The sequence below is a fragment of the Arminella tubonensis genome (assembly GCF_003240585.1).
Taxonomy (GTDB): domain Bacteria; phylum Pseudomonadota; class Alphaproteobacteria; order Rhizobiales; family Rhizobiaceae; genus Rhizobium; species Rhizobium tubonense.
On sequence record NZ_PCDP01000082.1, the window covers coordinates 60380 to 85801 of the forward strand.

Here is a 25422-nt window from a genome sequence, read left to right on the forward strand (position 1 = left end):
AAACGCAGCACTTGCCGTTCCGGCGATATAGTTGACGATCCTTTGGTGATCAGGCCGCGGTGCGGACGTTGGAAATCAGGCCGATGAGATCGTTGACGATGCGTTCGATCTGGCTCCGATCGTCGCCTTCGGCCATCACGCGGATGAGCGGCTCCGTGCCGGATGGACGGATCACCAGCCGGCCGTTTTTGGCAAGCTCGCTCTCGGCATCTGCAATCGCCTTCTTGACAATCCCGTCCTCGAGCGGTCTCCCGCCTGATATGCGCACATTGCGCAGCAGCTGGGGTACGGGTTCGAAGCGGTTGCAAACCTCGCTCACCGGCTTGCCGGTGCGCTTGACGGCGGCCAGGATCTGCAGGGCTGCGACAAGCCCGTCGCCGGTCGTCCCGTAGTCGGACAGGACGATATGGCCGGATTGCTCGCCGCCGACGTTGAAATTGTGCTGGCGCATATGCTCGACGACATACCGGTCGCCGACCTTGGTGCGGGCCAGCGTCATGCCCTTGTTGTCAAGGAAACGCTCCAGGCCGAGATTGGACATGACGGTCGCAACGATGCCGTTGCCGCGCAGGAGCTGGTTGTCCGCCCAGTTCTCGGCGATGACCGCCATCAGCTGGTCACCGTCGATGATGTTGCCCGTCTCGTCGACGATGACGACGCGGTCGGCATCGCCGTCGAGTGCGATACCGATATCTGCCCGGACTTCATCGACCTTCTTCTGCAACGCGACCGGATTGGTCGATCCGCAATTCAGGTTGATATTCATGCCGTTCGGATCGTTGCCGATCGTCACGACTTCAGCACCCAATTCCCAGAGCACGGCGGGAGCGACCTTGTAGGCGGCACCGTTGGCGCAATCGATCGCGATCCGCAGCCCCTGCAGCGTCACGTCCCGCGGTAGCGTCCGCTTCGCATGCTCGATGTAACGGTCATGCACGCCGTCGACGCGCTTGGCGCGACCGATGTCGTCGGATTTCGCCAGCTGAAGATTGAGGTCCTTTTCAAGAAGCTCCTCGATCTCCCCTTCGATATCGTCCGAGAGCTTGTAACCATCAGGACCGAACAGCTTGATACCATTGTCTTCGTAGGGATTGTGCGACGCCGAGATCATCACGCCTATGTCTGCACGCAGCGACCGCGTCAGCATGGCAACGGCGGGCGTGGGGATCGGGCCGAGAACGAAAGCGTCGAGACCAGCCGCGGTAAAGCCGGCGACCATGGCGTTTTCCAGCATGTAGCCAGAAAGCCGCGTATCCTTGCCGATGACCACCCGGTGACGATGGTTGCCGCGACGAAAGATCGTGCCGGCGGCGATACCGACGCGCATAGCAAGATCCGGCGTCATCGGGAAGACATTGGACTGGCCGCGGATGCCGTCGGTTCCGAAATAGCTTCGCTTCATATGCACTCCTGCCATTGCAGCGCGCCTAGATGGCAACGCATCCGATTAAGCGATTGCGACTCAATCGGTACGCAAACAAACCTGAAAATAACAGGCTCATGACACAAATTGCCGCATCCATCACGTCAATTACCGCAAATGAGTATCATATCCCGTTACCATTAAAAAAGGCCGGCACCCGAGAAACGGGAGCCGGCCTTGCTTTGTCAACTGGTTAGGTCGCTTCAGCGCGGCTGCGGTTCGAATCCGCCTTCCGGCTCTTCGCCCTTGGCGCCCAGCGAACCGTCCTTCTTGGCCCCCGTCTTCGGCACTGCCGAGCCCCGGCTCGGAGGCGTGTCGTCGCCGAGGTCACGTGCTGGCTTTTCGCCACGAAGCAGCGCCTTGATTTCTTCGCCGCTCAGCGTCTCGTATTCGAGCAATCCTTCGGCAAGAACGACGAACTCGTTGTGCTTGTCGGTGAGGATGGTCCGTGCCTGAGTATAGGCTTCGTCGATCAGACGGCGAACTTCATTGTCGATCTTCTGCGCCGTCGCCTCGGAAACGTTCTTCGACTGTGAGACGGAATGTCCGAGGAAGACCTCCTGCTGGTTTTCGCCATAGGCAACCTGACCGAGCTGGTCGGAGAAGCCCCACTGCGTCACCATGGCCCGTGCAAGCTTCGTCGCCTGCTCGATGTCGGAAGATGCACCTGAGGTGATGTTCTCCTTGCCGAAGGTCAGCTCTTCGGCAACGCGACCGCCCATCATGATGCAGAGGCGCGAAACCATCCACTTGTAGCTCATCGAATAGCGGTCGCCTTCCGGCAGCTGCATGACCATGCCGAGCGCACGACCGCGCGGAATGATCGTCGCCTTGTGCAGCGGATCGGCAACGGCGACATTCAAAGCCGTCATCGCATGGCCGGCTTCGTGATAGGCCGTGAGCTTCTTTTCCGCCTCGGTCATTGCCGAAGAGCGGCGCTCGGCGCCCATCATGATCTTGTCCTTGGCGTCTTCGAACTCGGCCATGGTCACCATGCGCTTGTTGCGGCGCGCGGCCATCAGGGCAGCTTCGTTGACGAGGTTCATCAGGTCCGCACCGGAAAATCCAGGCGTTCCACGGGCAAGGATCTTCAGGTCGACATTTGGAGCCAGCGGCACGTTGCGAGCATGTACCTTGAGGATACGCTCGCGGCCGACGATGTCAGGGTTCGGCACCACGACCTGGCGGTCGAAACGGCCCGGACGCAGCAGCGCGGGATCGAGAACGTCGGGACGGTTGGTCGCAGCGATCAGGATGACGCCTTCGTTGGCTTCGAACCCGTCCATTTCGACCAGCAGCTGGTTCAGCGTCTGCTCGCGTTCGTCGTTGCCGCCGCCGAGACCGGCGCCGCGATGACGGCCGACCGCATCGATTTCGTCGATGAAGATGATGCAGGGTGCATTCTTCTTCGCCTGCTCGAACATATCGCGGACACGGCTTGCGCCGACGCCGACGAACATTTCGACGAAGTCGGAACCCGAGATCGTGAAGAAGGGCACATTGGCTTCGCCGGCAACCGAGCGAGCGAGCAACGTCTTACCGGTACCCGGAGGGCCGACAAGCAGCACGCCGCGCGGAATCTTGCCGCCGAGACGCTGGAACTTCTGCGGATCGCGGAGGAACTCGACGATTTCCTCGAGGTCCTGCTTTGCCTCGTCTACACCGGCAACGTCGTCAAACGTGACGCGGCCATGCGCCTCGGTCAAAAGCTTGGCCTTTGACTTGCCGAAGCCCATCGCCCCGCGCGAACCGCCCTGCATCTGCCGCATGAAGAACAGCCAGACACCAAGGATCAGGAGCATCGGTAGCAACGTGCCGAGATAGCTCAGGAAGCTCGAGGAGCCGTCTGATTCAGGGCGGGCCGACACCATGACGTTCTTGGCCTGCAATCGATCGAGCAGGCTGCCATCAACAACGGGCGTGTAGGTTTGAAACGGCGTGCCGTTTTCAATATAAGTGCCCGTAAGACGGCTGCCCGTGACGACCACTTCCTTGACGCGGCCGGCATCCACCTCTCGCAGAAACTGCGAATAGGGGATTTCCCGGGAGCTGGTCTGCGCCGGTGATGTCTGGAACATGCTGAAGAGGGCAATCAACAGCAAGGCGATGATTGCCCACAGAGCGAAATTACGAAAGTTAGGGTTCATTGAACTCCCCAGGGAAATGAAACAGCCGACCTTTTGGCAGCTGGCAACTTGGCCACTAACATAGGGTTACGCATGCCCCTTGCCAAGGTAATCCGCGCCAACGGATGCGTTTTCCGTCAATAACCCCGAAAGCGGCGGCTGCAAATATGGCTTTCTCCCGAAGGAGATTGCCAGGCGGTTCGCGAAACAGAGATCGAATCGCGTCAGAAAGCGGTCGAACGGTGCAAAATAGGGGGCCACATGGACGATCGTGCCAGCTCCTAGCGACGTCTGCCCCCCAAGATGGATGATGTGTGGCAAAACCGCACCGGCTCGGTAGACCGCCGCCTTCGGCAGCGTCGTCGCTAATGCAGTCGCCCCTCCATTGCCTGAAGGTTCCACCCGAACTGACGTCGCGCCGCCGTTGACGATCTCGAAGCGCCCGTCCCACACCCCGTGTTCGCCGGGCGCAAGCACCAGCGGCTCGATGCCCCGGCTCTCCCGCATCATGTAGAGACCGCTGCTGCGCAGATCGAAGACCACGCCACCTGACGTCCGCCGCCCGGGCGAGCGCTCTCCGATGAAATCGAGAATACGCCGGAGCCGCTCGCGGCCGAGCCCGAAAGATTGGCCGCCCAGTACCGCCGTCAGATTGGAAAGCGCATAGGCAAGAACGGCGCTGTCCGCGTCGAGCCCGGGCGTACGAATTTCCGCGAGCGCGGCCGCATGGATGATCACATGAGATTCCAGCCAGTCGGCCGCGGCCGCCGAGATCGCAGCGCGCGCAGCACCCGCGTAAACCGGGACAGTCGGCAGGTTCTTCAGCGTCGCAAGGTATTTGCGGGTCCTGACCCTCTCATAATGCGGGTCATCATTGCTCGGATCGTCGATCCAGGAAATCTCGCGATTTGTCAGATACGCGCGGATATTGTCGCGACGACAGGCGAGAAGAGGACGGATGACCCATATCCTCCGGTCGAACAGTACCGCATCGGCGATGCCCGTTCCGACGCCGGGCTCTCCATCCGCAAGCCGAGCACCGCGCATGGCAAGCGTCTCCAGCTGGTCGTCCAGCGTGTGGGCGGTGACGATGACATTGGCGCCGAGATCGGCGGTGGCATCGGCGAGTAGCTCATAGCGAGCCTCGCGCGCCGCCGCCATGAGGCCACTCCTCGGCTTGTCGCCTTCCCAGCGACGGGTCACGTGCGTAATGCCAAGCCTGGAACACAGTGCCGCGACCACGACAGCTTCAGCGGCACTCTCGGGTCGCAAGCCATGATCGATGGTCGCAGCAGACAGGGTGATTTCTGGATGGGGGAAGGTTTTGAGGCAATCGGCAAGCATAACAAGCAGGCCGATGGAATCGCTGCCGCCGGATACGGCGACGAGAATATGCGCAGGCTTTCGAAGCGAACCGAGGAATTTCGCGGCGGCGGCTTCCGGGCTCTCCGTGGCGTTTTCGCTCACAGCCTCGCCGATCAGCAGGCCAGCCGCTTTTCTTCGCTGGCGACCTTGGTAATTACAGGCTTGGAAGCCTTCGGATATTTCTTGGTCACTTCATGCAGCGTCGCGCAGGCTGTGTCCTTGTTGTCGAGGGCAGCCAGCGACATGCCGAGTTTCAACAGCATTTCAGGCGCTTTTTCGGACGAGCCGTATTTCTTGTACGCGTTCACGAAGGTCGTGGCGGCATCGTTGTATTTGCCTTGCGAATAAAGCGCCTCGCCAAGCCAGAAGTTGGCGTCGGGCGATCGTGCCGTCTCGGGATAGCTGCCGATATACTGCCGGAACTCCTTTTCGGCGATGCTGTAGTCGCCCGAGAGGACGTGTCCGTAGGCAGCCTTATACATATCGGTTTCGTTGCCCAGCGAGGCCGTCTGATCGTCCGAGCTCGCCGCGGGCGCGGCCCCGGAGCCATTCTTGACCTGGTTTGCCTTTGCGGCGACCGGAGCGCCGCTCTGGTCGAACTGGATCGACCCGAGCTGGGACGGCGGCTGGCCGAGCCCATTGCTCTTCGACGACGTGTCCGGCATGTCGCTCCCGCCGGGCGTCTCGATGACCCTGGCGACGTCGTCCGACTTGCCGGCCGGAGCGGCAGGCGTATCCGCCTCGCTCTTCTTGATTGAGCCGCCGGTGGCAGCTGCGCCCGACGCGCCCTTCTTCTCAAGGCTCTGGAAGCGGAATTCGTTGTCTTCCTGCGTCTTGCGGATCGTCTCCTGCATCTGCAGCAGCTGGAAACTCATTTCCTCGATCCGGCCGTTCAGCTGCCGCATCTGGTCTTCAAGCTGCTGCAATCGCACTTCAGCGTCGCTGCTCTGCACAAGCACCGGAGATTGATTGGGGCTGACGGCTTCATCGAGCGGCCTCGGCGGAAGCGTTGCCGGCTCCTGCTGTGCGCTGCGCGACCCAAGGTGAAGCCCGAAAAGCGACATGGAGAATGCCTGGCCCCCGGAGCCGCTGACGGCTGCGAGGCAAAGCATGCCTGCCACGACAAATTTCCTCATTTGTATCGTCCTGTCTTTCATGATTCTTCGCGCCGACGGCACGAGCAGGAGTTTTTACAATTGCTCTCAAAAAGCAACGGAGTTCGGCCAAAGTGTGGTCGAAAAAGCAAACACGGCTGGATAAAAAGATAAAGGCGGCCGATACGGCCGCCTCCATCAATGCAAGAGAGCTATTGAGCTATCAAGAGCCGGCGCCGTTCAGGACGGTAACTGCGCGGCGGTTCTGCGACCAGCAGGAGATATCGTCGCAAACCGCGACCGGGCGTTCCTTGCCGTAGGAGATCGTCTTCATGCGATTCGCGGGAACGCCCTTCGACACGAGGAAATCCTTGGTGGCGGCGGCGCGGCGGGCACCGAGCGCGAGGTTGTATTCGCGAGTACCGCGTTCGTCAGCATGGCCTTCGACCGTGATTGCATACTTCGGATAGCGGGCAAGCCACTGAGCCTGGCGGGAAAGCGTCTGGGCGGCATCCGCGCGGATTGAGGTGGAATCCGTGTCGAAGAAGATGCGGTCGCCGACATTGACCGTGAAGTCCTGAGCCGAGCCCGGGGTCGCAGCGCCTGCACCGTTCAGGCCGAGGCCATTGGCGTCGTTCGGCAGGCTCTTCTTGGAGGCGCAGCCGGCAAGAGCCAGGCCGCACACAAGTGCGATCATGATCGGGTTGCGGGCGAAGTTCTGCATGCGGCTCGTGGCCGGGATGTCAATACGGCTCATAGCCGGTCTCTCCTTGCGTCTTGTATTAAGGTTGCCAGACTGTAACCGCACGCGGTTAATCCGATTTCAACAAACGTGGTTAAAGAAGTCTAAATTGTCCCGAAAATTGACCTCACAGCACTTTGCGGCGAGAACGTGACGGCTAATTTAGCGCTACTCAAGCAGTGGTGACCAAGCCGGGTCCGAGCCGAAGCCGGGAGTCTTGATCTGCTGCTCGTTGTAGCCGGTCAGATCGATCGAATAGAGAGCCGGGCCGCTTGCACCGGCGGCTTCGCGGAAGAACATGATGACGCGGCCATTCGGCGCCCAGGTCGGTCCTTCGTTGTGGAAGCCGGTGGTCAGCAGCCGCTCGCCCGATCCATCCGTCTTCATCACGCCGATCGAGAAGGTGCCGCCGGATTGTTTGGTAAAGGCGATCAGATCGCCACGCGGCGACCACACCGGCGTCGAATAAGATCCATCGCCGAAAGAGATACGATGCTGGTTCGAGCCGTCGGCATTCATCACATAGATCTGCTGCTTGCCGCCACGGTCGCTTTCAAAGGTGATCTGCGTTCCGTCGGGCGAATAGGACGGCGAAGTGTCGATCGCCGTCGTCGAAGTCAGACGCGTCGTCGTGCGCGAGCGCAGGTCCATGGTGTAGATATTGGCGTTGCCTTCCTGCTGAAGGCTCATGATCACCCGCTGACCGTCAGGCGAAAACCGCGGCGAGAACGTCATGCCGGGAAAATTGCCGACCACCTCACGCTGTCCGCTGTCGAGTTGCAGCAGATAGACCCGCGGCTGGTTGTTGGCGAACGACATGTAGGTCACCTCCTGCCGGTTGGGCGAGAAGCGCGGCGTCAGCACAAGGTCGCTGCCGTCGGTCAGCATCCGGACGTTGAAGCCGTCCTGGTCCATGATCGCCAGCTGGTTCTTGCGCGCTGTCTTCGGACCGCTTTCAGCGACGAAGACCACGCGGCTGTCGAAATAGCCCTTTTCGCCGGTGATCTGCTGATAGATCGCATCGGAGATGATGTGGGCCAGACGACGCCAGTTTTCCGGCTGCGTATAGAATTGCTGTCCGGTCATCTGCTTGGCGGCGAAAGTGTCCCACAGCCGAAACTCTGCACGAAGCCGACCGTCGGCCTCTTTCGTAACGCGGCCGGTGACGAGGGCCTGCGCATTGATCGAAGTCCAGTCAGGGAAGCGTGGAGCGGCGTCCGAATTGGTGATCTTCTCGATGAACGCCGACTTGTTGATTGGCGCAAACAGCCCGGAACGCTGCAGGTCTGCGGCGACGACACCTGAAATCTGCGCACCGAGATCGCCGTTCGAGAGGAAATCGGTGATGGCGATCGGCAACGGCGCGACATTGCCCTTGTTGATGTTGAGTTCCACCTCGGCGTAGGCCGGGGTTGCGACAACCGCCATCAGACCCGCTAGTACCAGCAAGAGACGGACAAAAGAATTTCTGATCATATGTGCCAAGCCTTTCAGCTATTGATAGCGCAAGTACGCTGGGAGCGAAGCGAGGATGAGTTCGCTCCAATCATGGTATTTTTCGCGCGACAAAGTGTTGAAGTCCCGCATCACAGCCCCAGGTCGCTCGCGTCGAAATTGAGCACTACCTGGTTCCAGCCGTTCTCACCGTCGAATTTCTCAGCCGGCAAATCCTTGAAGGGTGCGGACCGCATGACGGCGCGCAGCGCGCTGCTGCTGATCGCATTCTGAGTTCCTTCCGGGCCGCCGGTCGCGGTCACCGTCGGGCTTCCGATGACGTTGCCGGATTTGTCGAGCTGTATGACGACCTTGACGCGCACTTCGGATGCGCCATCGAGACCGGCAACGACATTCCAGTTGCCCTGAATCAAGCTCTTCAGTCCGTCAAGCTCGCTTGCGCTAAGCTTGCCGCCACCGGCCGACTTCTTGCCCCCGAGCGAAGCCACTTGCGTATCCGCGCCTGCCGAAGCTTCCTGCTTGGAGCGCTTGGCGCCACCGGCGGAGGATTGCTTGTTCAGCATGGTGGAAATCTGGTCGACGTTGAAATCGCTGCTTTGCGCATTCGAGCTCTTCGCAGTTTCACGCTTCTTGTCGTCGGCCTTCTTGCCGTCGTCAGCCGACTTGGTGGTGCTCTGCGTCGTCGTCTTGTCGGTTACCTTCGGATCCGGCTTGACCGGGTCCGGCTTCACCTCGGGCTTTACGTCAGGCGTCTTCTCCGCAGTTTTCTGCGGGATCGGCTCGGGCTTCACCACCGGAACCGGGATATTATCGGGAACGGTTATTTCAGCCGGCTGCGGGGTAGGTGGGGGCGGCGGCGTTTCAGCCTTGACTTCCGGCGTAGGAAGCGGAGGCGTTGGTGTCGGATCCGGCTTTGGTGGAGTTGGGGTGGGCGGCGTGATCTCAGGCTTGACCTGGGGAATAGCGGCCACTTCCTTCGGCGCTGCCTCGGTTTCCGTCTGCTCGATCGTCTTCACGTCGTTCGGTGTCGGATCGTTCTTCGGCGTCGGAGTCTCGACCTTCTTCTGCCCCGCAGCGACGTTGTCGTCGGTCGGTCGGGCTGTCGGTGTCGCCGGGTTCTTCAGATCGATGGAGTTTTCACCAGCATTCTGCGCGTTGGCCACTTCGGTCTGCTTGACGGTCTGCTTCTTCGCAGCATGGTCTTTTTTGGGAGCGGTCTTCTCGCCCTGCTGAAGCTGGTCGGCAGACACGAGGTCGACCGGCATTGCTTCGCTCTCGGGAGTCTCGAGAGAAGGCGGCGCGCCAATGGTCAGCAAGGCGCAGGCGAGCACCAGACAGTGAAGAACAGCAGATGTGACAACGTTGCCCCTCATGTCGGTCCGCTATTTGTCCTGTTTCTGCTGGGTAACCAGGCCGATATTCTTGTATCCGGCCTCCTGGATGCGCGACATGACATCCGCGATCACACCGTAAGGCGCCGTCGCGTCGCCGCGTACGAAAATGCGTTCATTGTATCCTGTCGTGGCAATCGCCTGCAGCTTGGCCGCGATTTCCGCGGCGGGAATCTGCGTTTCCTGAATGAAGACATCGCCCGAGCCCTTGACCGAAATCGTGATCGGCTGCGTCTGCGCGTTCAGGGCGCCGGCCTGCGTCTGCGGCAGGTCGATCGGCACGCCCGAGGTCATCATCGGCGCTGCCACCATGAAGATGATGAGCAGCACGAGCATGACGTCGACCATCGGCGTGACGTTGATTTCGGAAATAGGACCGCCTCTGCCGTGCCCTCTACGACGGCCGCCGCGACGACCACCGCCCCCGCCATTGCCTCCAACAGACATACCCATCTGATGTTACTCCGATCCTGTCCGTCTTTTACTGTGCTGCCGCACGCGGCTGCAGCTTCTCATCGATCTGGCGCGAAAGAATGGCGGAGAATTCGTCCGCGAAGCCTTCCATACGGCCGGAAAGCTTGCCGGCATCCGCAGAGAACTTGTTGTAGGCGATAACGGCCGGGATAGCGGCAACAAGGCCGATGGCCGTCGCCAGCAGCGCTTCAGCGATGCCGGGTGCCACAACGGCAAGGTTGGTGGTCTTCGAACCGGCGATCGCCTGGAACGAGGTCATGATGCCGACGACGGTACCGAAGAGACCGATGAATGGCGCAGCCGAGCCAATGGTCGCAAGCGATCCAAGCCGGGCACCGAGATGTTCCGACTCACGAGCAAGGGTCACGTCCATCGCGCGGTCGATACGCATCTGCAGGCCGATCGGCGACCGCGCGCCGCGCTCGAAGGACTTCTTCCATTCCCGCATCGCGGCAACGAAAATGGCGCTAAGGCCGGTATTGGTGCGCTCAGACAACGTCCGGAACAGCTCCTCCAGCGACTGGCCCGACCAGAAAACCTGCTCGAACTGATCGAACTGGCGCCTTGCACGGCCGTAGCTCAAATATTTGTCTATGACGATCGCCCAGGTCCACACGGATGCGGCAAGCAATCCGAGCATGACCAGCTTGACGACGATGCCCGCCTGCATGAATAGCGACAATAACGTCACATCCGTCGTTGCAGCAGCCAATCCAACTTGTTCCATTGATCCAAAATCCCCGAATCCAAACGCCCGGCGCGAGACCGGGCGGCACAAAGTGATCTCGCAAGAAGTAACTGGCAGCCGCCAACTGAAGACTTTGGCTCAGCCTCCAAGCTTTCTTCTGCCTTCTTGCCGTCAAATTTGGTCAAAGGAAGGCGTGCACCGCACAATCTCCGACTTCTGTATTAAGACACTATTATGGTTAAAAGATTGTTACCGTCTGGACACAACTAGAATTAGGGAAATGAGCTGAGATTGATCGTGCAGGCGCCAAACGACTCCCGGACTTGGAACAGCCGAAGATTGACACATCGGCTCTGTCAGTCTACTTTTGTAATACAAAACGGGAGATTAGCGATGCGAAATCAACGAGAGCTTTCCGATCCTATCACATTGCGCGTCCCTGCTGACATTTTGGCCGAGCTTGAGCAGATAGCGGGGGTTTGCGAGCGGACACGCAGTTGGGTCTTCGTGAGAGCTCTGAAGGCCTATCTAGCGGCCGAGGGTCGCGAGATTCTAGACATCGCCAAGGCTCGCCGAGAAATGGCAGCAGGCGATGTCCACGATCTGGAAGACGTCATCGATGAGGTGGCAGCGATCGTTAAAGAGGCGGCAGCTTGAAAAAGATTCGTCTCTCCAGCGATGTCAGAGACTACATAAAGTTCGAAGCGCAATATCTCAAGAATCGAAGTCCAGTTGCTGCCGACCGGTTTCTCAATAATCTGAGAAGGCTGCAAATTAATTGGCGCATTTCCGTCAAATTGGTTTCGAAAGCGAAGAGGTGCCTGTTCCGGGAATCTTCCGTCTAACGATCGGAGAATATCTGGTCGACTACGAAATCGTCGGTGACTCCATTGAGGTGAGAGCAATCCGGCATGGTCGCCAGCGACCGCCCGGGTTTGCAATTGATGAAGATTTCGATTTCGAGGACCCGGAACTGTAAAGATTGGAGATCTGATCGCATCGCGTCCGACGACATCGGTAGATATGGCATCAGACTTGCTGAACGAACTCAATCGGCAGCTTCCGACGCCACCAGCATCTGTCGTGCCAGCGCCTCCGGCAGCCGCCGCGGCCGGCCCTTGGCATTGATGACTGCGATGATGACCTTGGCGGCGATGAGGAGCGTCTCGTCGCGGCGGATTTCCTGGGTGAGAACCATCTTTGCGCCACCGGCCTTCTCTGTCGCGGTGCGGATCGTCAGCACGTCGTCCATCCGCGCTGGTCCCTTGAAGTCGATTTCCATGCGGTGGACGACGAAGACCAGGCCCTCCTCATCGGCGTTGAGGAGTTCGCGCTGTTCCACGCCGAGACAACGCAGATAATCAGTCCGCCCACGCTCCAGGAAATGCAGGTAGCGGGCGTGATAGACGAGGCCCGAAAAATCCGTGTCCTCGTAGTAGACCCGCTGCGCCAGCAGATGTCCGCCCGAGGTCAGTTCTCCGGCAATCAGAAACGGGCCGCTATTGTTCATCGCCAACTCCAAAAAAATCTGGGGACCCTCTTTGTCTGAAGACTGGTCAACAGGCAAGCATTGAACAATTGTCACATTTCCTAACTATCCGGAAAGATACCGGATGGCGATCGACGCGCAGAAGGAGACGATTTCATGAAAATTGCGGTTATGGGCGGCGACGGGTTCATCGGTTGGCCAACATCCCTGCACCTTTCCGAAGCCGGACATGACGTCCATATCCTCGACAACCTATCCCGACGGTGGATCGACACCGAGCTTGGCGTACAGTCACTGACACCGATGGACTCGATCCAGGAACGCACCCGCATCTGGCACGCCGAGACCGGGCGACGCATTCATTTCAATCTCATCGACCTCGCGAAAGACTATGAGCTGCTGAAGAAGTGGCTTGCCGAGCATCGCCCCGACGCGATCGTCCATTTCGCCGAGCAGCGCGCCGCGCCCTATTCGATGAAGAGCGATCGCCACAAGAACTACACGGTCAACAACAACGTCAACGCGTCCCACAATCTCTTGAATGCGCTGGTCGAGCTCAACCTCGACGCCCACCTCGTCCATCTCGGCACCATGGGGGTCTATGGCTATTCGACGATCGGTGCCGCCATCCCGGAGGGTTACCTGCCGGTCGGAATCGAGACCGCGGATGGGCGCACCGTCAGCCAGGAAATCCTCTATCCGGCCAATCCCGGCTCGATCTACCACATGACAAAGTGCCTCGATCAGCTTCTCTTCCAGTTCTACGCCAAGAACGACGGCCTGAGGATCACCGATCTGCACCAGGGCATCGTCTGGGGCACGCACACAGAGCAGACGCGCCGCCACCCGCAACTCATCAACCGCTTCGATTATGACGGCGACTACGGCACGGTGCTGAACCGTTTCCTGATCCAGGCCGCGATCGGCTATCCGCTGACCGTCCACGGCACCGGCGGCCAGACCCGCGCCTTCATCCACATCCAGGATTCGGTGCGTTGCATTGAACTGGCGGTGAAGAACCCGCCGGCGCGCAATTCACGTGTCGAAATTTTCAACCAGATGACGGAAACCCACCGCATCCGCGATCTGGCTGAGATGATCGCAAGGATGAGCGGATCGGAGATTCTCTGGCTGCCCAACCCACGCAAGGAAGCGCCGGAAAACGAACTGATCGTCGAAAACGAGAAGTTCAAAAACCTCGGCCTCGACCCGATCACGCTCAAGGCTGGCCTTCTCGGCGAAATCGTCGACGTTGCCAGGAAGTTCGCCTATCGCGTCGACCGCGCCCGCGTGCCTGCCGTCTCGGCCTGGACGAAGGACCTCGCCGCCACTGTCAATCATGATCCCGAGGGCAAGCGATTGAAGTCCGTCTCATGATGTTCGGGAGCGAAATCCTGCAGGGCATACGGCCGCGCACGAGCCCGCGCTCGCGTCAGGCCTACGTCACGCTGGTCACCAACGCCGATTATGCAATGGGCGCGCTGGCGCTCGCCCGCTCGCTTTCATACACCACGACATCAGCCGATATCGTGGTTCTACATACCGCAGGGGTGGACGAACGCGACCTCGAACCGCTCGCACTGATAGGCTGCCGGCTGGTTGAAGCTGCGCATCTTCCGCTCTCAGACGACTTCAACGAACGGCACGCGCGCGGCAACCTGCACGCCGCCGCCCCCTTCACGAAGGGCAGGAAGCCCTCCTTTCACTCCCCGCTCGACAACTTCTGCAAACTACGGCTCTGGCAGCTCATCGACTACGACACCTGCGTTTTCATCGACGCCGACGCAATCGTCCTGAAGAACGTCGACAGGCTCTTCGAATATCCCGAATTTTCGGCAGCACCCAATGTCTACGAGAGCCTCGCCGATTTTCAGCGGATGAATTCGGGCGTCTTCGTTGCCCGCCCGTCCCTTGCCACCTTCAATGAGATGCAGGCCATGCTTGATCGGCCGGGCGCATTCTGGCGAAGGACGGATCAGACCTTCCTCGAGACGTTTTTCCCGGATTGGCACGGACTACCGGTCTTCATGAACATGCTCCAATATGTATGGTTCACCATGCCCGCTCTTTGGGACTGGAACAGCATTTCAATCCTGCACTACCAATATGAAAAGCCATGGGAGCAGAATCACCCAAAGGCTGATAGATTGAAACCGCTGATTGATTTGTGGCATCATATTCACCTCGGGCATGGTGTTCCGGATGTTGCCGCTCTTGCCAATCCGAAAGAGGCTGCATGAAGGTTCTGGTATCAGGTGGAACAGGTCTCGTCGGCCGTCATGTCGTCGAAGAATTGTTGTCCCACGGGTACGCCGTCGCAATAGGCGGGCGCAATGCCCCTGCAGACGGCTTGTTCTCGAAGCCCGTCGACTTTGTTCCCTTGACGCTCGATCCGGATGTCGATCAGCGCAGCGCTTTTGACGAGGCCTATTTCTTCGTGCACGCCGCCTTCGACCACCTGCCCGGCAAATATCGTGGCGGCGAAGGCAGCGACCCGGATGGCTTTCGCCGTCTCAATCTCGACGGCAGCGTGAAGCTCTTCGAAACAGCACAGCGCGCCGGCATTCGCCGCTGCATTTTCCTGTCCTCACGCGCCGTCTACGGCGACGGGCTCGCCGGCGAGATCCTCTTCGAGACCACCGAAACAGCACCCAACACGCTCTATGGCGAGGTGAAACTCAATGCCGAGCGTGCTCTCCTGTCGATGACCCAGCCCGGTTTTGTCGGCGTGAGCCTGCGTGCGACGGGCGTCTACGGCGACCTTCAGCCGAACAAATGGGACAGGCTCTTCGATGACTATCTTAACGGGCGCCCCGTTGCATCACGGGCGGGAACGGAGGTTCACGGCCGCGATCTGGCCCGCGCCATCAGGTTGATGCTCGAAACCGAGAGCACGCGCGTCGACGGAGAAGTCTTCAACGTCTCGGATGTCCTGACGGACACCCACGAGCTGCTTGCTGTGCTTCAGGAAGCCACCCGCTGTCCGCATCCCCTGCCCGCGTCGGCGCCGCATTCTATCGTCAGTGAAATGGATACGACAAAGATCCGGGCGCTCGGCTGGACCGGCGGCGGCAAGGAGTTGCTGGGGCACACGATCCGGCATCTGGCGGCGGGCATTGCCTCGCCGGGCTCATTCAAGCCATCAGCACCGTCTCGCTCCAGCCAAGAGCCGCAAGCTCGCTCGCTCTGAAGCGGGCATCGTCGGCGACGATGAATTCGTCGAGCTGGGGTGGCCTGACGCTGCTGCCCGCCAACATCGCATGTACCTGCCCCCTGTGGTGGGTCTGATGCTGGAACAGGTGGCTCAACACATCCTCCATAAGCTCCGGCTGAATGCGATCGCCACGATGAAGATTGATCACGCCCGCCAGCGCGGTGGGGGTCAGCGTTTCACAGATCGCGACCAGCCGACTGTCCACCTTGGACTGTTCGATGGCGAGTGCTGCGACCGTCTGGCAGGGTTCCTCGACTTTCCAGGCCTCGCGACCAAGGCTTCCGCCTTCCAGGCCATCGACGTAGAACCAGTCGACGACCAGAATATGATTGAGCGTCGCCTTGATGGACGGAAAGAAACTCGTCCGCGGCGCTTCGAACTCTGCCGGAGCCAGAGCCGCGCAGGCCTGATGCAATCGATGGTTGGCGAGCACGTTGTTGTAGGCAAGCTTGCGAAACATGCGGCCCGGATCAAAATCAGCCATGGAACGTCTCCTGGAGCTTTGCAGGTCAAAACAGACGGCGAAGGCTAGTCGCCTTCCTGGAATAATCGAAACTGGGCCGCCTCCATATCCTCCGGCGGTTGCAGCCCGAGGTGCTTCCAGGCAATTGCCGTCAGCACGCGCCCGCGCGGGGTGCGCTGGATGAAACCCTGTTGGATCATGTAGGGTTCGATGATGTCCTCGATCGCATCGCGCGGCTCGGAAAGCCCTGCGGCAATGGTTTCGATCCCGACGGGTCCGCCACCGAAATTGACGGCGATCATGTTCAGGTAGCGCTTGTCGAGCTGGTCGAGGCCGAGATTGTCGACCAGCAGCCGGGTCAGCGCTTCATCGGCGATCTGCTTCGTCACAGCTTCGACCTTGGCCACCTCTGCAAAATCGCGCACCCGTCGCAACAGGCGGCCGGCGATACGCGGCGTCCCTCGTGCCCGTCTGGCGATCTCCCGGGCGCCCTCCTCCGTGACGCCGAGACCCATCAGCCGCGCGCCGCGCCTGACGATCAGTTCCAGCTCCTCGACCGTATAGAAATTGAGGCGCACCGGAATGCCGAAGCGATCGCGCAACGGCGTCGTCAGCAGGCCGAGACGGGTCGTTGCCGCTACCAGCGTGAATCTGGCAAGGTCGATCTTCACCGAACGCGCAGCCGGTCCCTCGCCGATGATCAGATCGAGCTGGAAGTCCTCCATTGCAGGATAGAGGATTTCCTCCACCGCAGGGCTCAGCCGGTGGATTTCGTCGATGAAAAGCACGTCGCGGTCTTCGAGATTGGTCAGCAGGGCTGCAAGATCGCCGGCCTTGGCGATGACAGGACCCGACGTCGAGCGGAAATTGACACCAAGCTCCTTCGCCATGATCTGCGCGAGAGTCGTCTTGCCGAGACCGGGAGGACCGACGAAAAGAACGTGGTCCAGCGCCTCGCCGCGACCTTTCGCCGCCTCGATAAACACCTTCAGATTGGCGCGGGCCTCCGCCTGGCCGGTGAATTCGTCCAGCGACTGCGGTCGCAGCGTCACATCCAGATCTTCCCCACGCTTGTCAGGCGCTATCAGACGGGCTGGCTCGCTCATATCAGAAATTCCATTCCAGGTATTTCGCCTGTGACTCTTTCATCGAGGGTCGCAGGGAAACTGCGTCATGAAAAGGGTTCACCGCGACAATTCCTTCAGTCCCAGCCGGATCAGCTTGGCGCTATCCGCATCTTCGCCGGCCGTTTTCATCGCGGCGGCGATAGCGTTGGCTGCCTGATCGCGGGAGTAGCCGAGGTTGGTCAGCGCCGAGACCGCGTCGGCAACGGGCGCTGCTGCAACCCCCTCGCCTAGCTCCTGCTTCAGGCCGATGTTGATCGCGCCTTCGCCGGCAAACGCCGGCGCCTTGTTCTTCAGCTCTATTACCATACGCGTCGCCACCTTTGGCCCCACGCCCGGCGCCCGGGAAACGGCTGTCTTGTCCTGAAGCGCAATCGCATTGGCAAGCTCCGACGGCGTCAGTGTCGACAGAACGGCAAGCGCCACCTTGGCACCGACGCCCTGTACGCTCTGAAGCAGGTTGAACCACTCCCGCTCCAGCACCGTCATGAAGCCGAAGAGCTTCAACTGGTCCTCACGTACATAGGTCTCGATGAAAAGCACGCAGGCCTCCCCCACCGATCCCAGCCGCGACAGGGTGCGGGCCGAGCAGAAGGCGACGTAGCAGACGCCATGCACATCGACGAGCGCATAGTCCTCGCCGATCTCCTCGATAGTGCCTTTCAGCTTGCCGATCATGGGAAATTCCGTCAGGGATGGGTTTCGGGGGTGATGAGGCTGATAGACGGAAAGTAAGAGCGATAACCCTTGGGATCGCGCGTCAACAAGGCATAGCCTCTGATTGCAGCATGCGCCCCTATCAGGAAATCGGGCAGAATACGCTCGCGCTCTCCTCCACCCTTCCGATACAATCTGAAAGCAGCCGCCGCTGCAAACGCAGCCGGCCAAGGCAAATTCTCCCGGCGAAATTCGCTCTCGGGTAGCAATCGGTCAACCTCGTCCATTGCCCTGTAGCGCACCGAAAACTCCGCATAGATTATAGGATTGATAACGACAGGGCCGCTCTTGAAAGCGGAAAAAACCTGCTCGTGAGACCAGTTGTGCCAGGTCGAACCTGGGATTGCCAGGTCAACCAAGACATTTGTGTCAATGATCGTGACCATTCATTTATCGGTCGCGCGTCATCGACATAAGCGCATCGGCATCGACATCCTGATCGCCGCTTCCTTCCAATTGCCGAAGTGTGGCGACGAAGCGATCGAGCCGCTGTCGATCCTCGATCTGCTGCTTGCCGTTCTTCGGAGCGACCACTAGCTTTCCACCTTCTACCGAAAAGATAACCTCGCTATTGAGTTCAATGCCTGCCAATTCCCGCAAATCGCGCGGAATGGTGACTTGTCCCTTTGCTGTTACTCGCATCAGCCTGCTCCGTGTTTGCCTTGGTAAGAATTATCATTACCACAGGAACAAGTCAAGAACACCTCACCCGGCCAGCGCCGCCATCCGCATCCTCGCACCGCCGCGATTATGCGCATGGCAGATGGCAATCGCCAGGGCATCGGCGGCATCGTTGCCCTTGAATTCAGCTTTCGGCATCAGGATTTTCAGCATCATGTGTATCTGCTGCTTTTCGCCGTGGCCGACGCCGATCACCGCCTTCTTGACGGCATTCGGCGCGTATTCCGCCACCTGCAGCCCGGCGCGGGCCGGCACCAGCATCGCGATCCCGCGCGCCTGTCCGAGCTTCAGCGTCGCGACCGCATCCTTGTTGACGAAGGTCTGCTCGACCGCCGCCTCATCAGGCTTGTAGGCGTGGACAACCTCCGCAAGTCCGTCGTGCAACTGACATAGCCGCGAGGCGAGATCCATATCGCCATCCGAGACGATCGTCCCGGACCCGACGAAACGCAGCGAATTACCAAGCGTGTCGATGACGCCCCAACCGGTGCGCCTGAGACCCGGGTCGATGCCGATGATGCGAATCGTATTCTGCATGTGTCACCCTAGCTTTCACAAAAAGGATGTGCCAGCAAAATGTGAACAAAACAAAAACATCGGTATGGAATGCCCACCCCGCGATAGGCGGCTGAGGCTCGGTGGCATATTCTGAACGCGCCGATTCAGGGCTCGCGTTACTGGTCGGTGATCAGATTGCAGACCCATTCAACCAAATCTCCAGCCCCCCTTTGGCAATGGGCGCTCCCGCACCTACATGAGAGCCCACGTATCTTCCATTTCACCCCGCAGGTTTGCCATGGCCCTCTTTTCCATTCTCGATCTTTCACCCGTCGCCGAAGGCACCGACATCCGCCAATCCCTGGAAGGCTCGAAGCGCATGGCGCAGAAGGCGGAGGAATACGGCTACAATCGCTTCTGGCTCGCCGAGCATCACGGCATGCCGGGTATTGCCAGCGCCGCGACCGCGGTCGTCATCGGCCACGTCGGCGCGGCAACTTCGCGCATCCGTGTCGGCTCGGGCGGCATCATGCTGCCGAACCATTCGCCCCTGGTGATTGCCGAGCAGTTTGGCACGCTCGAAGCCCTGTTTCCGGGGCGCGTCGACCTCGGCCTCGGCCGCGCGCCGGGAACCGATATGCGCACCGCCCAGGCTCTGCGCCGCAATCTCGATGCAGGCGCCCATAGTTTCCCGAACGACATCATCGAGCTGCAGAGGCTGCTCGGCCCAGTCGAGGAAAACCAGCCGATCCTCGCCGTGCCCGGCATGAACTCGAACATTCCAATCTGGCTGCTGGGTTCAAGCCTCTACAGTGCACATCTCGCCGCAGCCTTGGGCCTTCCCTATGCGTTCGCATCGCATTTCGCGCCCGACCAACTGCTGGAAGCAATCGAGATCTATCGTGAGCGCTTCACCCCGTCGGCAACGCTCGACAAGCCCTATCTCATGGTCGGCGTCATGGGAGCGGTGGCCGCCACTGATAGTGAGGCGCAATACCACTTCACCTCGGCCCAACAGCAGTTCGTAAACCTTCGCCGGAATGTGCGTGGCCAGTTTCCAAGGCCGCTGGAGACGATGGAAGGCTTCTGGTCGCCGATGGAACAGATGAACGTCGAACATACGCTGCGCTATGCCGTCGTCGGTTCGCCTAAAACGGCCGAAACCAAACTCGGCGCGTTCCTTAAGGAAACAGCAGCCGACGAGGTGATCATCTCGATGCCGATCCATGATATCGAAGCGCGGCTGAAGTCCGTCGAACTCTTTGCCGGCCTGCACTCGATCATGAAAGTAGCGGCTTAAGGCCGTCTTGACCGAAGGCGTCGACTACGGCACAAAATATGCTCCGGGCGGTGTCTGCGCGGAGCGACCTGAACGGTCTTGGCAATGGATGGACAAAATGAGAATTCTGCTTGCCGTCGGAATGGCTTTGGGCTTGTCGGGCTGCGTAGCCGCCGGAGCCCCATCGAACTATCAATCCTATTTCGGCGTGCCGGTCGATTCCAGCCCGCAACTCCAAAAGCGGTTCGATCACGCTCGAGCCTATTGTGAAAGAGAGGCTCCTCGCCGGGGAACGACGGATTCGCCGAGCGTGTCTTATCTGCTTGCCATGCGAAGCTGCCTTGCCCGCCACAATTTCATCGATCGCGGAGGTGACGCCTATCTGGCCACGGACCTTGGAAGCAGCGCTTTTCTTGAGCAGTAGGCGAGGCCGAAGGTAGTGCGGGCAGGCCTGGTCTGCCCCGCGACACAACGCGGGGGAGGCACCATTCAGGCCGACAGCTTTTCCATGATCTCATCCGACACTTCGAAGTTCGAATAGACGTTCTGGACGTCGTCGTCATCTTCGAGCGTGTCGATCAGCTTCATCAGCGACTGTGCTTTTTCTTCATCGACGGGAATGGTGTTCTGGGCTTTCCAGATGATCTTCACGGTCTCCGCCGGGCCAAGCGTTCCCTCAAGGGCCTTTGCCACTTCGCCAAGCACTTCGAAGCCGCAGATGATGATGTGACCCTCTTCTTCATCGCTCTCCACATCGTCGGCTCCCGCCTCGATGGCGGCCTCCATGACCTTGTCGGCGTCGCCGACACTGGCCTTGTAGGTAATCTCGCCAACGTGATCGAACGAGAACGAAACCGACCCGGTTTCGCCGAGCGCGCCGCCGGCCTTGGTGAAGGTGGAGCGAACATTCGAGGCGGTGCGGTTGCGGTTGTCGGTTAGCGCCTCGACGATGATCGCAGTCCCGCCCGGGCCGTAGCCTTCGTAGCGGACCTCGTCGTAATTCTCGCCATCGGTGCCCGCCGCCTTCTTGATGGCGCGGTCGATGTTGTCCTTCGGCATGGACTGAGCCTTGGCGTTCTGGATCGCCAGCCGCAGGCGCGCATTCATATCAGGGTCCGGCAGCCCGGCCTTCGCCGCGACCGTGATTTCACGCGCCAGCTTGGAGAACATTTTCGACCGCACGGAATCCTGACGACCCTTGCGATGCATGATGTTTTTAAACTGCGAATGGCCTGCCATGGCACCCCTGCTCACGTCTTATGTTGGGAATGCCGGCCTTATAAGTGCGAAGCGAACCGCATTCAAGAGAAAAGCCGGGGATTTTCCAGAGGTCGCTTGGCGGAAATGCAATGCGTCTGCCTTCAGGGGGAAGCGCGAACGCCCGCGGGGGGAACAAAGCTGATGACCTCACGTTACAACGGCATCACTCGAAATGGAAAGGACAGGCCATGGCAAGCTTCACCGAAGCCCGGGAGCATCCAGCTCAACAATTGTGGGATCAGATCAACGGCGTTCATGCAGGGATGCTGGGCGTCGACGGTGCTGACATGCACATGCAGCCCATGGCGCCGAACGCCGATCCGACCACGAATACAATCTGGTTCTATACAAAGACCGATGCCGACATCGTCCGCGCCGTCAAGCCGGGTACGCGCGCGCACTTCTGCGTTGTCGGTAAGGATCATGACTATCACGCCTGCCTCGCTGGTCGCATCGAGGTTCGCCAGGACCCCGCCAGGATCGACCAGTTCTGGAGTTCGGTGGTTGCGGCCTGGTACGAAAACGGCAAGAAGGATCCCAATCTGACCATGCTCGCCATGCATGTCGACGACGCCGAAATTTGGGTCTCGACAGGCAGCAAACTGAAGTTCGGATGGGAAATCGCCAAGGCCAATCTCAGCGATGAGAAAACCCCTGATATCGGCATCAAGCGGCATCTGCAGTTCGCCTGATGTGAGCTATATCGAGATGCCCGGACGTACGTCGTCCGGGCATCTTGCATTCCGGGCATTCACATGCCTTTCAGGACATAGATCAGCGGCTTTTTCGGCAGGGCCTTCAAGGATACCGTGACGCTCGAGGTCGGCGCATAGGCAATATCGAAGTCGGGTCCGAACATCGCGAGGAACTGATCGAGCGGCGGCCCGACGCGATGCATCGGCAGGATCAGCGAAGACCGCAACCGCTTCACCACACGGCTCATGCTGTTGGCACCCATCGTCAACCCGCCGTCCACCGGCACCATCAGCACATCCAGACGGCCGATCTCCGCATATTGGGTGTCGTTCAGTTCGAAATGCAGATGGCCGAGATGGCCGATGCAGAGCCCCGCGACTTCGAATATGAAGATCGAGTTCGCATCCTTTTCAAACCCGCCGCTACCCCAACCCGAGCGGATATCGCTCGTGACGTTGCGGATGAGCGTGTCCCCGATGGTGAGGTTATAGCGGGCCTTTTCGCCCGGAACGTCGCTCCAGCCGTGCAGCACATATTTGATATCGGGGTCGGGCGACAGCGTGTAGTGCGACGGATGGGCCTTGTTCATGGTGACGACGGTGGGCGTATAAGGCGGCGGATAGGCGCCGCTGAAATCGGTCGCGATCGACACGCCGCCTGGTGTCTCGATGAAGAAGGTTGCGTGCCCGAGGAAGGTGATCCTGACCTGGTCGTCCACGGCTCCGGTCGCAAGCGAAGCGGGCGGAACGGAATAGCTGGCAAAAACTGCGTGGGGGAGACCTTGAGCAATCGCCTGGCACTGGCTGACCCGCCCTGGCGCCGGGTTATCCTGTGCCGCAGCCTGGCCACACGATGCAGCGAGCAGTAGCCAGAATACGGCGAAGACAGGAATTCGCAGCAGCATGCCACACCCTTCAACCCCACGGACGAAGCAAAGATGCGGCAGGAGCGGAAACAGGTCCAGACGCAATCGTCCTGACATGCTCACAATCCTGTCATTGCAGTACAATGGACCAGGTCGGCAGATGGAATTCGTTAGCGCCAGAATTCCGGGATCGTCTCGGCCAGCCGCGGTCCGATCCGCAGCGGCGCGATCTTCTCGGCAAGGCCAGTCGCGTCGGAAATCTCGACGCCGACGCCGCAGATCGTCGCGGGCCCGGAGGCTGCCTCGAAACGCCCCTTCGGCATCTTGGAGATGAAGCGGTTGAGGGGCTCCTCCTTGTCCATGCCAAGCGAACTGTCGTAGTCGCCGCACATGCCTGCGTCGGACATATAGGCGGTGCCGCCGTTGAGAATCTGCGCATCGGCCGTGGGAACATGCGTATGGGTGCCGACCACGAAGCTGGCACGACCGTCGACGAAGTGGCCGAAGCACTGCTTTTCGCTGGTGGCCTCGGCGTGGAAATCGAAGATGATGGCGTCCGCCTGTTCCTTCAGCGGCGCGGCCGCAAGGATCGCCTCGGCGGTCTTGAACGGATCGTCTAGTTCCGGATGCATGAACACCCGGCCCATGATGTTGGCAACCAGCACGCGCGCGCCGTTGCGGGCGTAGTAGAGCCCCGACCCCCGGCCGGGCGTGCCCGCCGGATAGTTTGCCGGGCGCAGGAACTGGTCCTGCCGCTCGCAGAAGGACACCGCTTCCTTCTGGTCCCAGACGTGATTTCCCGTCGTGACGACGTCGGCGCCGGCGTTGATGGTCTCGAGAAAGATGTCTTCGGTGATGCCAAAGCCCCCGGCGGCATTTTCGCCGTTGACGATGACAAAATCGAGCTTCAGGTCTGAGACCAGTCCCGGCAGGCGATCCCAGACCGCCACGCGTCCCGTCTTGCCGACCATGTCACCCAGAAATAGCAGTCTCATTCCCTATCCAATCTCCGGCGAAAAGATGCTGTAGCCGCTTTCCGTCAGGATCGCGTCCAGGCGGACGTCGTGCGGTTCGGCGGGTACTGATGGCACTTCTTGGCAATCGAAAGCAATGCCGATCAGTTGCGGGTCCAGCCCTTTCTGCCACAAACGATCGATCGCGCGGTCGTAATGTCCTGCTCCATAGCCGATCCGATGGCCGGTGCGGTCAAACGCCGAGAGCGGCACCAGCATGATGTCGGGGTCAAGCACCGCCGCCTCCGGTCCCGGCCCAAGCGTTCCAAAGCCGGTGGAAACCAGCGGCGTCTCGGCCGAAAATTCGCGAAACGCGATCGTCTGCTTGTCGAGAATGACCGGCACGCAAAGCCGCGCGCCACGCCGCCGCAACCGATCCATCAGCGGCCTGATATCGGCCTCCGAACGGATCGGCAGAAAACCGGAAATGATGCTGCCCGGCTTGAACACGATCCTCTCGCCACCACTCTCTGCCATGGCAAGACTCTTGACGATCCGATCTTCCAACGAGATCGCGTCACGCCGTGCCAGACGCTCATTGCGAAGTTCCGCCTTCAGTTCTCTTGGTGTCATGAGGCTTTCACGGGTTCAGGTCGAGGTGTGGAAGCATAAAGCGGCGCTTCGGGCAGGTGCTGATCTCGCCGACAACCTAGCCCCGCACCACCGACAGCTTTCCATCGTCTGAGATGTGGGCGTGGAGCCCGTCGTAATTGGAAATCGTCGAATGCGGCGTTTCGACCGGATGCCCGTGCGTCGCGGTGATCACCATGATGTCGGCACCGGCTGCCTCGCCAGCCTTGATACCGGCGGGCACATCCTCGAATACAAGGCATTCGGACGGGCTGACACCGAGGCGCTCCGCACCCAGAATGTAGCATTGCGGATTGGGCTTGCCGACCTTGACGTCCTCGGCGGTGACGATGAAGCGGGGGAACGGAATGCCGGCAGCCGCTAGCCGCGCCTTGGCAAGCGCTATAGGCGACGACGTCACGATCGCCCACCGCTCCGGCGGCAGCGAGGCCAGGAAGTCGATGGCGCCGGAAATCGGCACTACGCCGTCGACATCGGCAATCTCGGCCTTCTCGATCAGAGCGGATTCCGCCGCTGGATCGACGCCAGGCAGATTGAGATTGCGGATGGTGTCGATGCCGCGCGCGCCGTGCATCGTCGGCATGAACTTCTCGACGTCGAGACCCTGGCGCCGTGCCCAATCACCCCAGATGCGCTCCGCCGAGGCGATCGAATTGATGATCGTTCCGTCCATGTCGAACAGGAAGGCGGAATAGCTTTTATCGAAGGTTGAGGATGGTGCGGCTGACAAGGATGTTCCCTTTCGGTTTCGCGATGATCGATCCTCACGGAGCG

Annotated in this window: 29 protein-coding genes; 8 read left to right on the forward strand and 21 right to left on the reverse strand. The window is 60.1% G+C overall.

Annotated elements, in window-relative coordinates; translation table 11 throughout:
• Nucleotides 1-49: 49 nt before the first annotated feature.
• The 9 genes from glmM to tolQ form a co-directional block, all read right to left on the reverse strand.
• Nucleotides 50-1402 (reverse strand): phosphoglucosamine mutase, encoded by a 1353-nt coding sequence (glmM, locus tag CPY51_RS31410; protein ID WP_111164277.1) that lies wholly within the window; start codon nucleotides 1400-1402, stop codon nucleotides 50-52.
• Between the two features lie 224 nt (nucleotides 1403-1626).
• Complete coding sequence (ftsH, locus tag CPY51_RS31415) at nucleotides 1627-3570, reverse strand: ATP-dependent zinc metalloprotease FtsH (protein ID WP_111164278.1); 1944 nt, start codon at nucleotides 3568-3570, stop codon at nucleotides 1627-1629.
• Between the two features lie 66 nt (nucleotides 3571-3636).
• On the reverse strand, nucleotides 3637-5016 hold the full coding sequence (gene tilS / locus CPY51_RS31420) for a tRNA lysidine(34) synthetase TilS (protein ID WP_244598848.1): 1380 nt from the start codon (nucleotides 5014-5016) through the stop codon (nucleotides 3637-3639).
• 11 nt (nucleotides 5017-5027) lie between these two features.
• Nucleotides 5028-6050 (reverse strand): tol-pal system protein YbgF, encoded by a 1023-nt coding sequence (gene ybgF, locus CPY51_RS31425; protein ID WP_111164280.1) that lies wholly within the window; start codon nucleotides 6048-6050, stop codon nucleotides 5028-5030.
• A 181-nt stretch (nucleotides 6051-6231) separates the two neighbouring features.
• On the reverse strand, nucleotides 6232-6765 hold the full coding sequence (gene pal / locus CPY51_RS31430) for a peptidoglycan-associated lipoprotein Pal (RefSeq protein WP_111164281.1): 534 nt from the start codon (nucleotides 6763-6765) through the stop codon (nucleotides 6232-6234).
• A gap of 153 nt (nucleotides 6766-6918) precedes the next feature.
• Nucleotides 6919-8226, reverse strand: a complete 1308-nt coding sequence (gene tolB, locus CPY51_RS31435) for a Tol-Pal system beta propeller repeat protein TolB (RefSeq protein ID WP_111164282.1) — start codon at nucleotides 8224-8226, stop codon at nucleotides 6919-6921.
• Between the two features lie 110 nt (nucleotides 8227-8336).
• Nucleotides 8337-9578, reverse strand: coding sequence for a hypothetical protein (locus CPY51_RS31440; protein ID WP_111164283.1), 1242 nt, complete (start codon nucleotides 9576-9578; stop codon nucleotides 8337-8339).
• A gap of 9 nt (nucleotides 9579-9587) precedes the next feature.
• A complete protein-coding gene (gene tolR / locus CPY51_RS31445) occupies nucleotides 9588-10049 on the reverse strand; it encodes a protein TolR (protein WP_111164284.1) in 462 nt (153 codons plus the stop codon).
• 28 nt (nucleotides 10050-10077) lie between these two features.
• Nucleotides 10078-10797, reverse strand: a complete 720-nt coding sequence (tolQ, locus tag CPY51_RS31450; protein ID WP_111164285.1) for a protein TolQ — start codon at nucleotides 10795-10797, stop codon at nucleotides 10078-10080.
• Between the two features lie 354 nt (nucleotides 10798-11151).
• Between tolQ and CPY51_RS31455 the strand changes: the two genes are divergently transcribed.
• Nucleotides 11152-11415 (forward strand): CopG family ribbon-helix-helix protein, encoded by a 264-nt coding sequence (locus CPY51_RS31455; RefSeq protein ID WP_111164286.1) that lies wholly within the window; start codon nucleotides 11152-11154, stop codon nucleotides 11413-11415.
• A 121-nt stretch (nucleotides 11416-11536) separates the two neighbouring features.
• Entirely contained in the window at nucleotides 11537-11737 is a 201-nt protein-coding gene (locus CPY51_RS33675; protein WP_244598849.1) for a type II toxin-antitoxin system RelE/ParE family toxin, read from the forward strand.
• A gap of 69 nt (nucleotides 11738-11806) precedes the next feature.
• On the opposite strand, the gene ybgC is transcribed toward CPY51_RS33675, so the two are convergent.
• On the reverse strand, nucleotides 11807-12268 hold the full coding sequence (gene ybgC, locus CPY51_RS31465; protein ID WP_111164287.1) for a tol-pal system-associated acyl-CoA thioesterase: 462 nt from the start codon (nucleotides 12266-12268) through the stop codon (nucleotides 11807-11809).
• 135 nt (nucleotides 12269-12403) lie between these two features.
• Here ybgC and CPY51_RS31470 point away from each other — a divergent pair, with 135 nt between their 5' ends.
• The 3 genes from CPY51_RS31470 to CPY51_RS31480 are packed head-to-tail and all read left to right on the forward strand — an operon-like array spanning nucleotide 12404 to nucleotide 15437.
• Nucleotides 12404-13624: an NAD-dependent epimerase/dehydratase family protein gene (locus tag CPY51_RS31470; protein WP_111164288.1), complete on the forward strand. Its 1221-nt coding sequence runs from the start codon at nucleotides 12404-12406 to the stop codon at nucleotides 13622-13624.
• Entirely contained in the window at nucleotides 13621-14487 is an 867-nt protein-coding gene (locus tag CPY51_RS31475; RefSeq protein WP_111164289.1) for a glycosyltransferase, read from the forward strand. The genes CPY51_RS31470 and CPY51_RS31475 overlap by 4 nt, the downstream gene beginning before the upstream one ends.
• Nucleotides 14484-15437 (forward strand): NAD-dependent epimerase/dehydratase family protein, encoded by a 954-nt coding sequence (locus CPY51_RS31480; protein ID WP_111164290.1) that lies wholly within the window; start codon nucleotides 14484-14486, stop codon nucleotides 15435-15437. The genes CPY51_RS31475 and CPY51_RS31480 overlap by 4 nt, the downstream gene beginning before the upstream one ends.
• Here CPY51_RS31480 and CPY51_RS31485 read toward each other — a convergent pair.
• The 6 genes from CPY51_RS31485 to ruvC all read right to left on the reverse strand — a co-directional run bounded on the left by CPY51_RS31485 (nucleotide 15382) and on the right by ruvC (nucleotide 18983).
• Nucleotides 15382-15945 (reverse strand): DinB family protein, encoded by a 564-nt coding sequence (locus tag CPY51_RS31485; protein ID WP_111164291.1) that lies wholly within the window; start codon nucleotides 15943-15945, stop codon nucleotides 15382-15384. The genes CPY51_RS31480 and CPY51_RS31485 overlap by 56 nt on opposite strands.
• Before the next feature lie 44 nt (nucleotides 15946-15989).
• A complete protein-coding gene (gene ruvB / locus CPY51_RS31490; protein ID WP_111164292.1) occupies nucleotides 15990-17030 on the reverse strand; it encodes a Holliday junction branch migration DNA helicase RuvB in 1041 nt (346 codons plus the stop codon).
• A gap of 78 nt (nucleotides 17031-17108) precedes the next feature.
• On the reverse strand, nucleotides 17109-17726 hold the full coding sequence (gene ruvA, locus CPY51_RS31495) for a Holliday junction branch migration protein RuvA (protein WP_111164293.1): 618 nt from the start codon (nucleotides 17724-17726) through the stop codon (nucleotides 17109-17111).
• An 11-nt stretch (nucleotides 17727-17737) separates the two neighbouring features.
• Nucleotides 17738-18151, reverse strand: coding sequence for a type II toxin-antitoxin system VapC family toxin (locus tag CPY51_RS31500; protein WP_111164294.1), 414 nt, complete (start codon nucleotides 18149-18151; stop codon nucleotides 17738-17740).
• A gap of 4 nt (nucleotides 18152-18155) precedes the next feature.
• Nucleotides 18156-18407, reverse strand: coding sequence for an AbrB/MazE/SpoVT family DNA-binding domain-containing protein (locus tag CPY51_RS31505; protein WP_111164295.1), 252 nt, complete (start codon nucleotides 18405-18407; stop codon nucleotides 18156-18158).
• 63 nt (nucleotides 18408-18470) lie between these two features.
• Nucleotides 18471-18983: a crossover junction endodeoxyribonuclease RuvC gene (gene ruvC / locus CPY51_RS31510; protein WP_111164296.1), complete on the reverse strand. Its 513-nt coding sequence runs from the start codon at nucleotides 18981-18983 to the stop codon at nucleotides 18471-18473.
• A 259-nt stretch (nucleotides 18984-19242) separates the two neighbouring features.
• Here ruvC and CPY51_RS31515 point away from each other — a divergent pair, with 259 nt between their 5' ends.
• Nucleotides 19243-20244, forward strand: coding sequence for an LLM class flavin-dependent oxidoreductase (locus tag CPY51_RS31515; RefSeq protein WP_111164297.1), 1002 nt, complete (start codon nucleotides 19243-19245; stop codon nucleotides 20242-20244).
• Between the two features lie 97 nt (nucleotides 20245-20341).
• On the forward strand, nucleotides 20342-20647 hold the full coding sequence (locus tag CPY51_RS31520) for a hypothetical protein (RefSeq protein ID WP_111164332.1): 306 nt from the start codon (nucleotides 20342-20344) through the stop codon (nucleotides 20645-20647).
• Nucleotides 20648-20712: 65 nt separating this feature from the next.
• Here CPY51_RS31520 and CPY51_RS31525 read toward each other — a convergent pair whose 3' ends face one another.
• Nucleotides 20713-21462, reverse strand: a complete 750-nt coding sequence (locus CPY51_RS31525) for a YebC/PmpR family DNA-binding transcriptional regulator (protein ID WP_111164298.1) — start codon at nucleotides 21460-21462, stop codon at nucleotides 20713-20715.
• A gap of 209 nt (nucleotides 21463-21671) precedes the next feature.
• Here CPY51_RS31525 and CPY51_RS31530 point away from each other — a divergent pair, with 209 nt between their 5' ends.
• Complete coding sequence (locus CPY51_RS31530) at nucleotides 21672-22175, forward strand: pyridoxamine 5'-phosphate oxidase family protein (protein WP_111164299.1); 504 nt, start codon at nucleotides 21672-21674, stop codon at nucleotides 22173-22175.
• A gap of 59 nt (nucleotides 22176-22234) precedes the next feature.
• Here CPY51_RS31530 and CPY51_RS31535 read toward each other — a convergent pair whose 3' ends face one another.
• The 4 genes from CPY51_RS31535 to CPY51_RS31550 all read right to left on the reverse strand — a co-directional run bounded on the left by CPY51_RS31535 (nucleotide 22235) and on the right by CPY51_RS31550 (nucleotide 25378).
• Nucleotides 22235-23083 (reverse strand): MBL fold metallo-hydrolase, encoded by an 849-nt coding sequence (locus CPY51_RS31535; RefSeq protein ID WP_111164300.1) that lies wholly within the window; start codon nucleotides 23081-23083, stop codon nucleotides 22235-22237.
• A 131-nt stretch (nucleotides 23084-23214) separates the two neighbouring features.
• Nucleotides 23215-24039 carry a TIGR00282 family metallophosphoesterase gene (locus CPY51_RS31540; RefSeq protein WP_111164301.1) on the reverse strand — a complete coding sequence of 275 codons (825 nt, stop codon included), beginning with the start codon at nucleotides 24037-24039 and terminating at the stop codon, nucleotides 23215-23217.
• 3 nt (nucleotides 24040-24042) lie between these two features.
• The gene (locus CPY51_RS31545) at nucleotides 24043-24630 is read right to left on the reverse strand and encodes a 5-formyltetrahydrofolate cyclo-ligase (RefSeq protein WP_111164302.1); all 588 of its coding nucleotides are present in this window, start codon (nucleotides 24628-24630) and stop codon (nucleotides 24043-24045) included.
• 76 nt (nucleotides 24631-24706) lie between these two features.
• The gene (locus CPY51_RS31550; RefSeq protein ID WP_338049448.1) at nucleotides 24707-25378 is read right to left on the reverse strand and encodes an HAD-IA family hydrolase; all 672 of its coding nucleotides are present in this window, start codon (nucleotides 25376-25378) and stop codon (nucleotides 24707-24709) included.
• Nucleotides 25379-25422: the final 44 nt, after the last annotated feature.

Coding starts and splice junctions, on each gene's coding strand:
- glmM (WP_111164277.1), bottom strand. CDS start 1,402: ATGAAGCGAAGCTATTTCGGAACCGACGGCATCCGCGGCCAGTCCAAT.
- ftsH (WP_111164278.1), bottom strand. CDS start 3,570: ATGAACCCTAACTTTCGTAATTTCGCTCTGTGGGCAATCATCGCCTTG.
- ybgF (WP_111164280.1), bottom strand. CDS start 6,050: ATGAGGAAATTTGTCGTGGCAGGCATGCTTTGCCTCGCAGCCGTCAGC.
- pal (WP_111164281.1), bottom strand. CDS start 6,765: ATGAGCCGTATTGACATCCCGGCCACGAGCCGCATGCAGAACTTCGCC.
- tolB (WP_111164282.1), bottom strand. CDS start 8,226: ATGATCAGAAATTCTTTTGTCCGTCTCTTGCTGGTACTAGCGGGTCTG.
- CPY51_RS31440 (WP_111164283.1), bottom strand. CDS start 9,578: ATGAGGGGCAACGTTGTCACATCTGCTGTTCTTCACTGTCTGGTGCTC.
- tolR (WP_111164284.1), bottom strand. CDS start 10,049: ATGGGTATGTCTGTTGGAGGCAATGGCGGGGGCGGTGGTCGTCGCGGC.
- tolQ (WP_111164285.1), bottom strand. CDS start 10,797: ATGGAACAAGTTGGATTGGCTGCTGCAACGACGGATGTGACGTTATTG.
- CPY51_RS31455 (WP_111164286.1), top strand. CDS start 11,152: ATGCGAAATCAACGAGAGCTTTCCGATCCTATCACATTGCGCGTCCCT.
- ybgC (WP_111164287.1), bottom strand. CDS start 12,268: ATGAACAATAGCGGCCCGTTTCTGATTGCCGGAGAACTGACCTCGGGC.
- CPY51_RS31470 (WP_111164288.1), top strand. CDS start 12,404: ATGAAAATTGCGGTTATGGGCGGCGACGGGTTCATCGGTTGGCCAACA.
- CPY51_RS31475 (WP_111164289.1), top strand. CDS start 13,621: ATGATGTTCGGGAGCGAAATCCTGCAGGGCATACGGCCGCGCACGAGC.
- CPY51_RS31480 (WP_111164290.1), top strand. CDS start 14,484: ATGAAGGTTCTGGTATCAGGTGGAACAGGTCTCGTCGGCCGTCATGTC.
- CPY51_RS31485 (WP_111164291.1), bottom strand. CDS start 15,945: ATGGCTGATTTTGATCCGGGCCGCATGTTTCGCAAGCTTGCCTACAAC.
- ruvB (WP_111164292.1), bottom strand. CDS start 17,030: ATGAGCGAGCCAGCCCGTCTGATAGCGCCTGACAAGCGTGGGGAAGAT.
- ruvA (WP_111164293.1), bottom strand. CDS start 17,726: ATGATCGGCAAGCTGAAAGGCACTATCGAGGAGATCGGCGAGGACTAT.
- CPY51_RS31500 (WP_111164294.1), bottom strand. CDS start 18,151: ATGGTCACGATCATTGACACAAATGTCTTGGTTGACCTGGCAATCCCA.
- CPY51_RS31505 (WP_111164295.1), bottom strand. CDS start 18,407: ATGCGAGTAACAGCAAAGGGACAAGTCACCATTCCGCGCGATTTGCGG.
- ruvC (WP_111164296.1), bottom strand. CDS start 18,983: ATGCAGAATACGATTCGCATCATCGGCATCGACCCGGGTCTCAGGCGC.
- CPY51_RS31515 (WP_111164297.1), top strand. CDS start 19,243: ATGGCCCTCTTTTCCATTCTCGATCTTTCACCCGTCGCCGAAGGCACC.
- CPY51_RS31520 (WP_111164332.1), top strand. CDS start 20,342: ATGAGAATTCTGCTTGCCGTCGGAATGGCTTTGGGCTTGTCGGGCTGC.
- CPY51_RS31525 (WP_111164298.1), bottom strand. CDS start 21,462: ATGGCAGGCCATTCGCAGTTTAAAAACATCATGCATCGCAAGGGTCGT.
- CPY51_RS31530 (WP_111164299.1), top strand. CDS start 21,672: ATGGCAAGCTTCACCGAAGCCCGGGAGCATCCAGCTCAACAATTGTGG.
- CPY51_RS31535 (WP_111164300.1), bottom strand. CDS start 23,083: ATGCTGCTGCGAATTCCTGTCTTCGCCGTATTCTGGCTACTGCTCGCT.
- CPY51_RS31540 (WP_111164301.1), bottom strand. CDS start 24,039: ATGAGACTGCTATTTCTGGGTGACATGGTCGGCAAGACGGGACGCGTG.
- CPY51_RS31545 (WP_111164302.1), bottom strand. CDS start 24,630: ATGACACCAAGAGAACTGAAGGCGGAACTTCGCAATGAGCGTCTGGCA.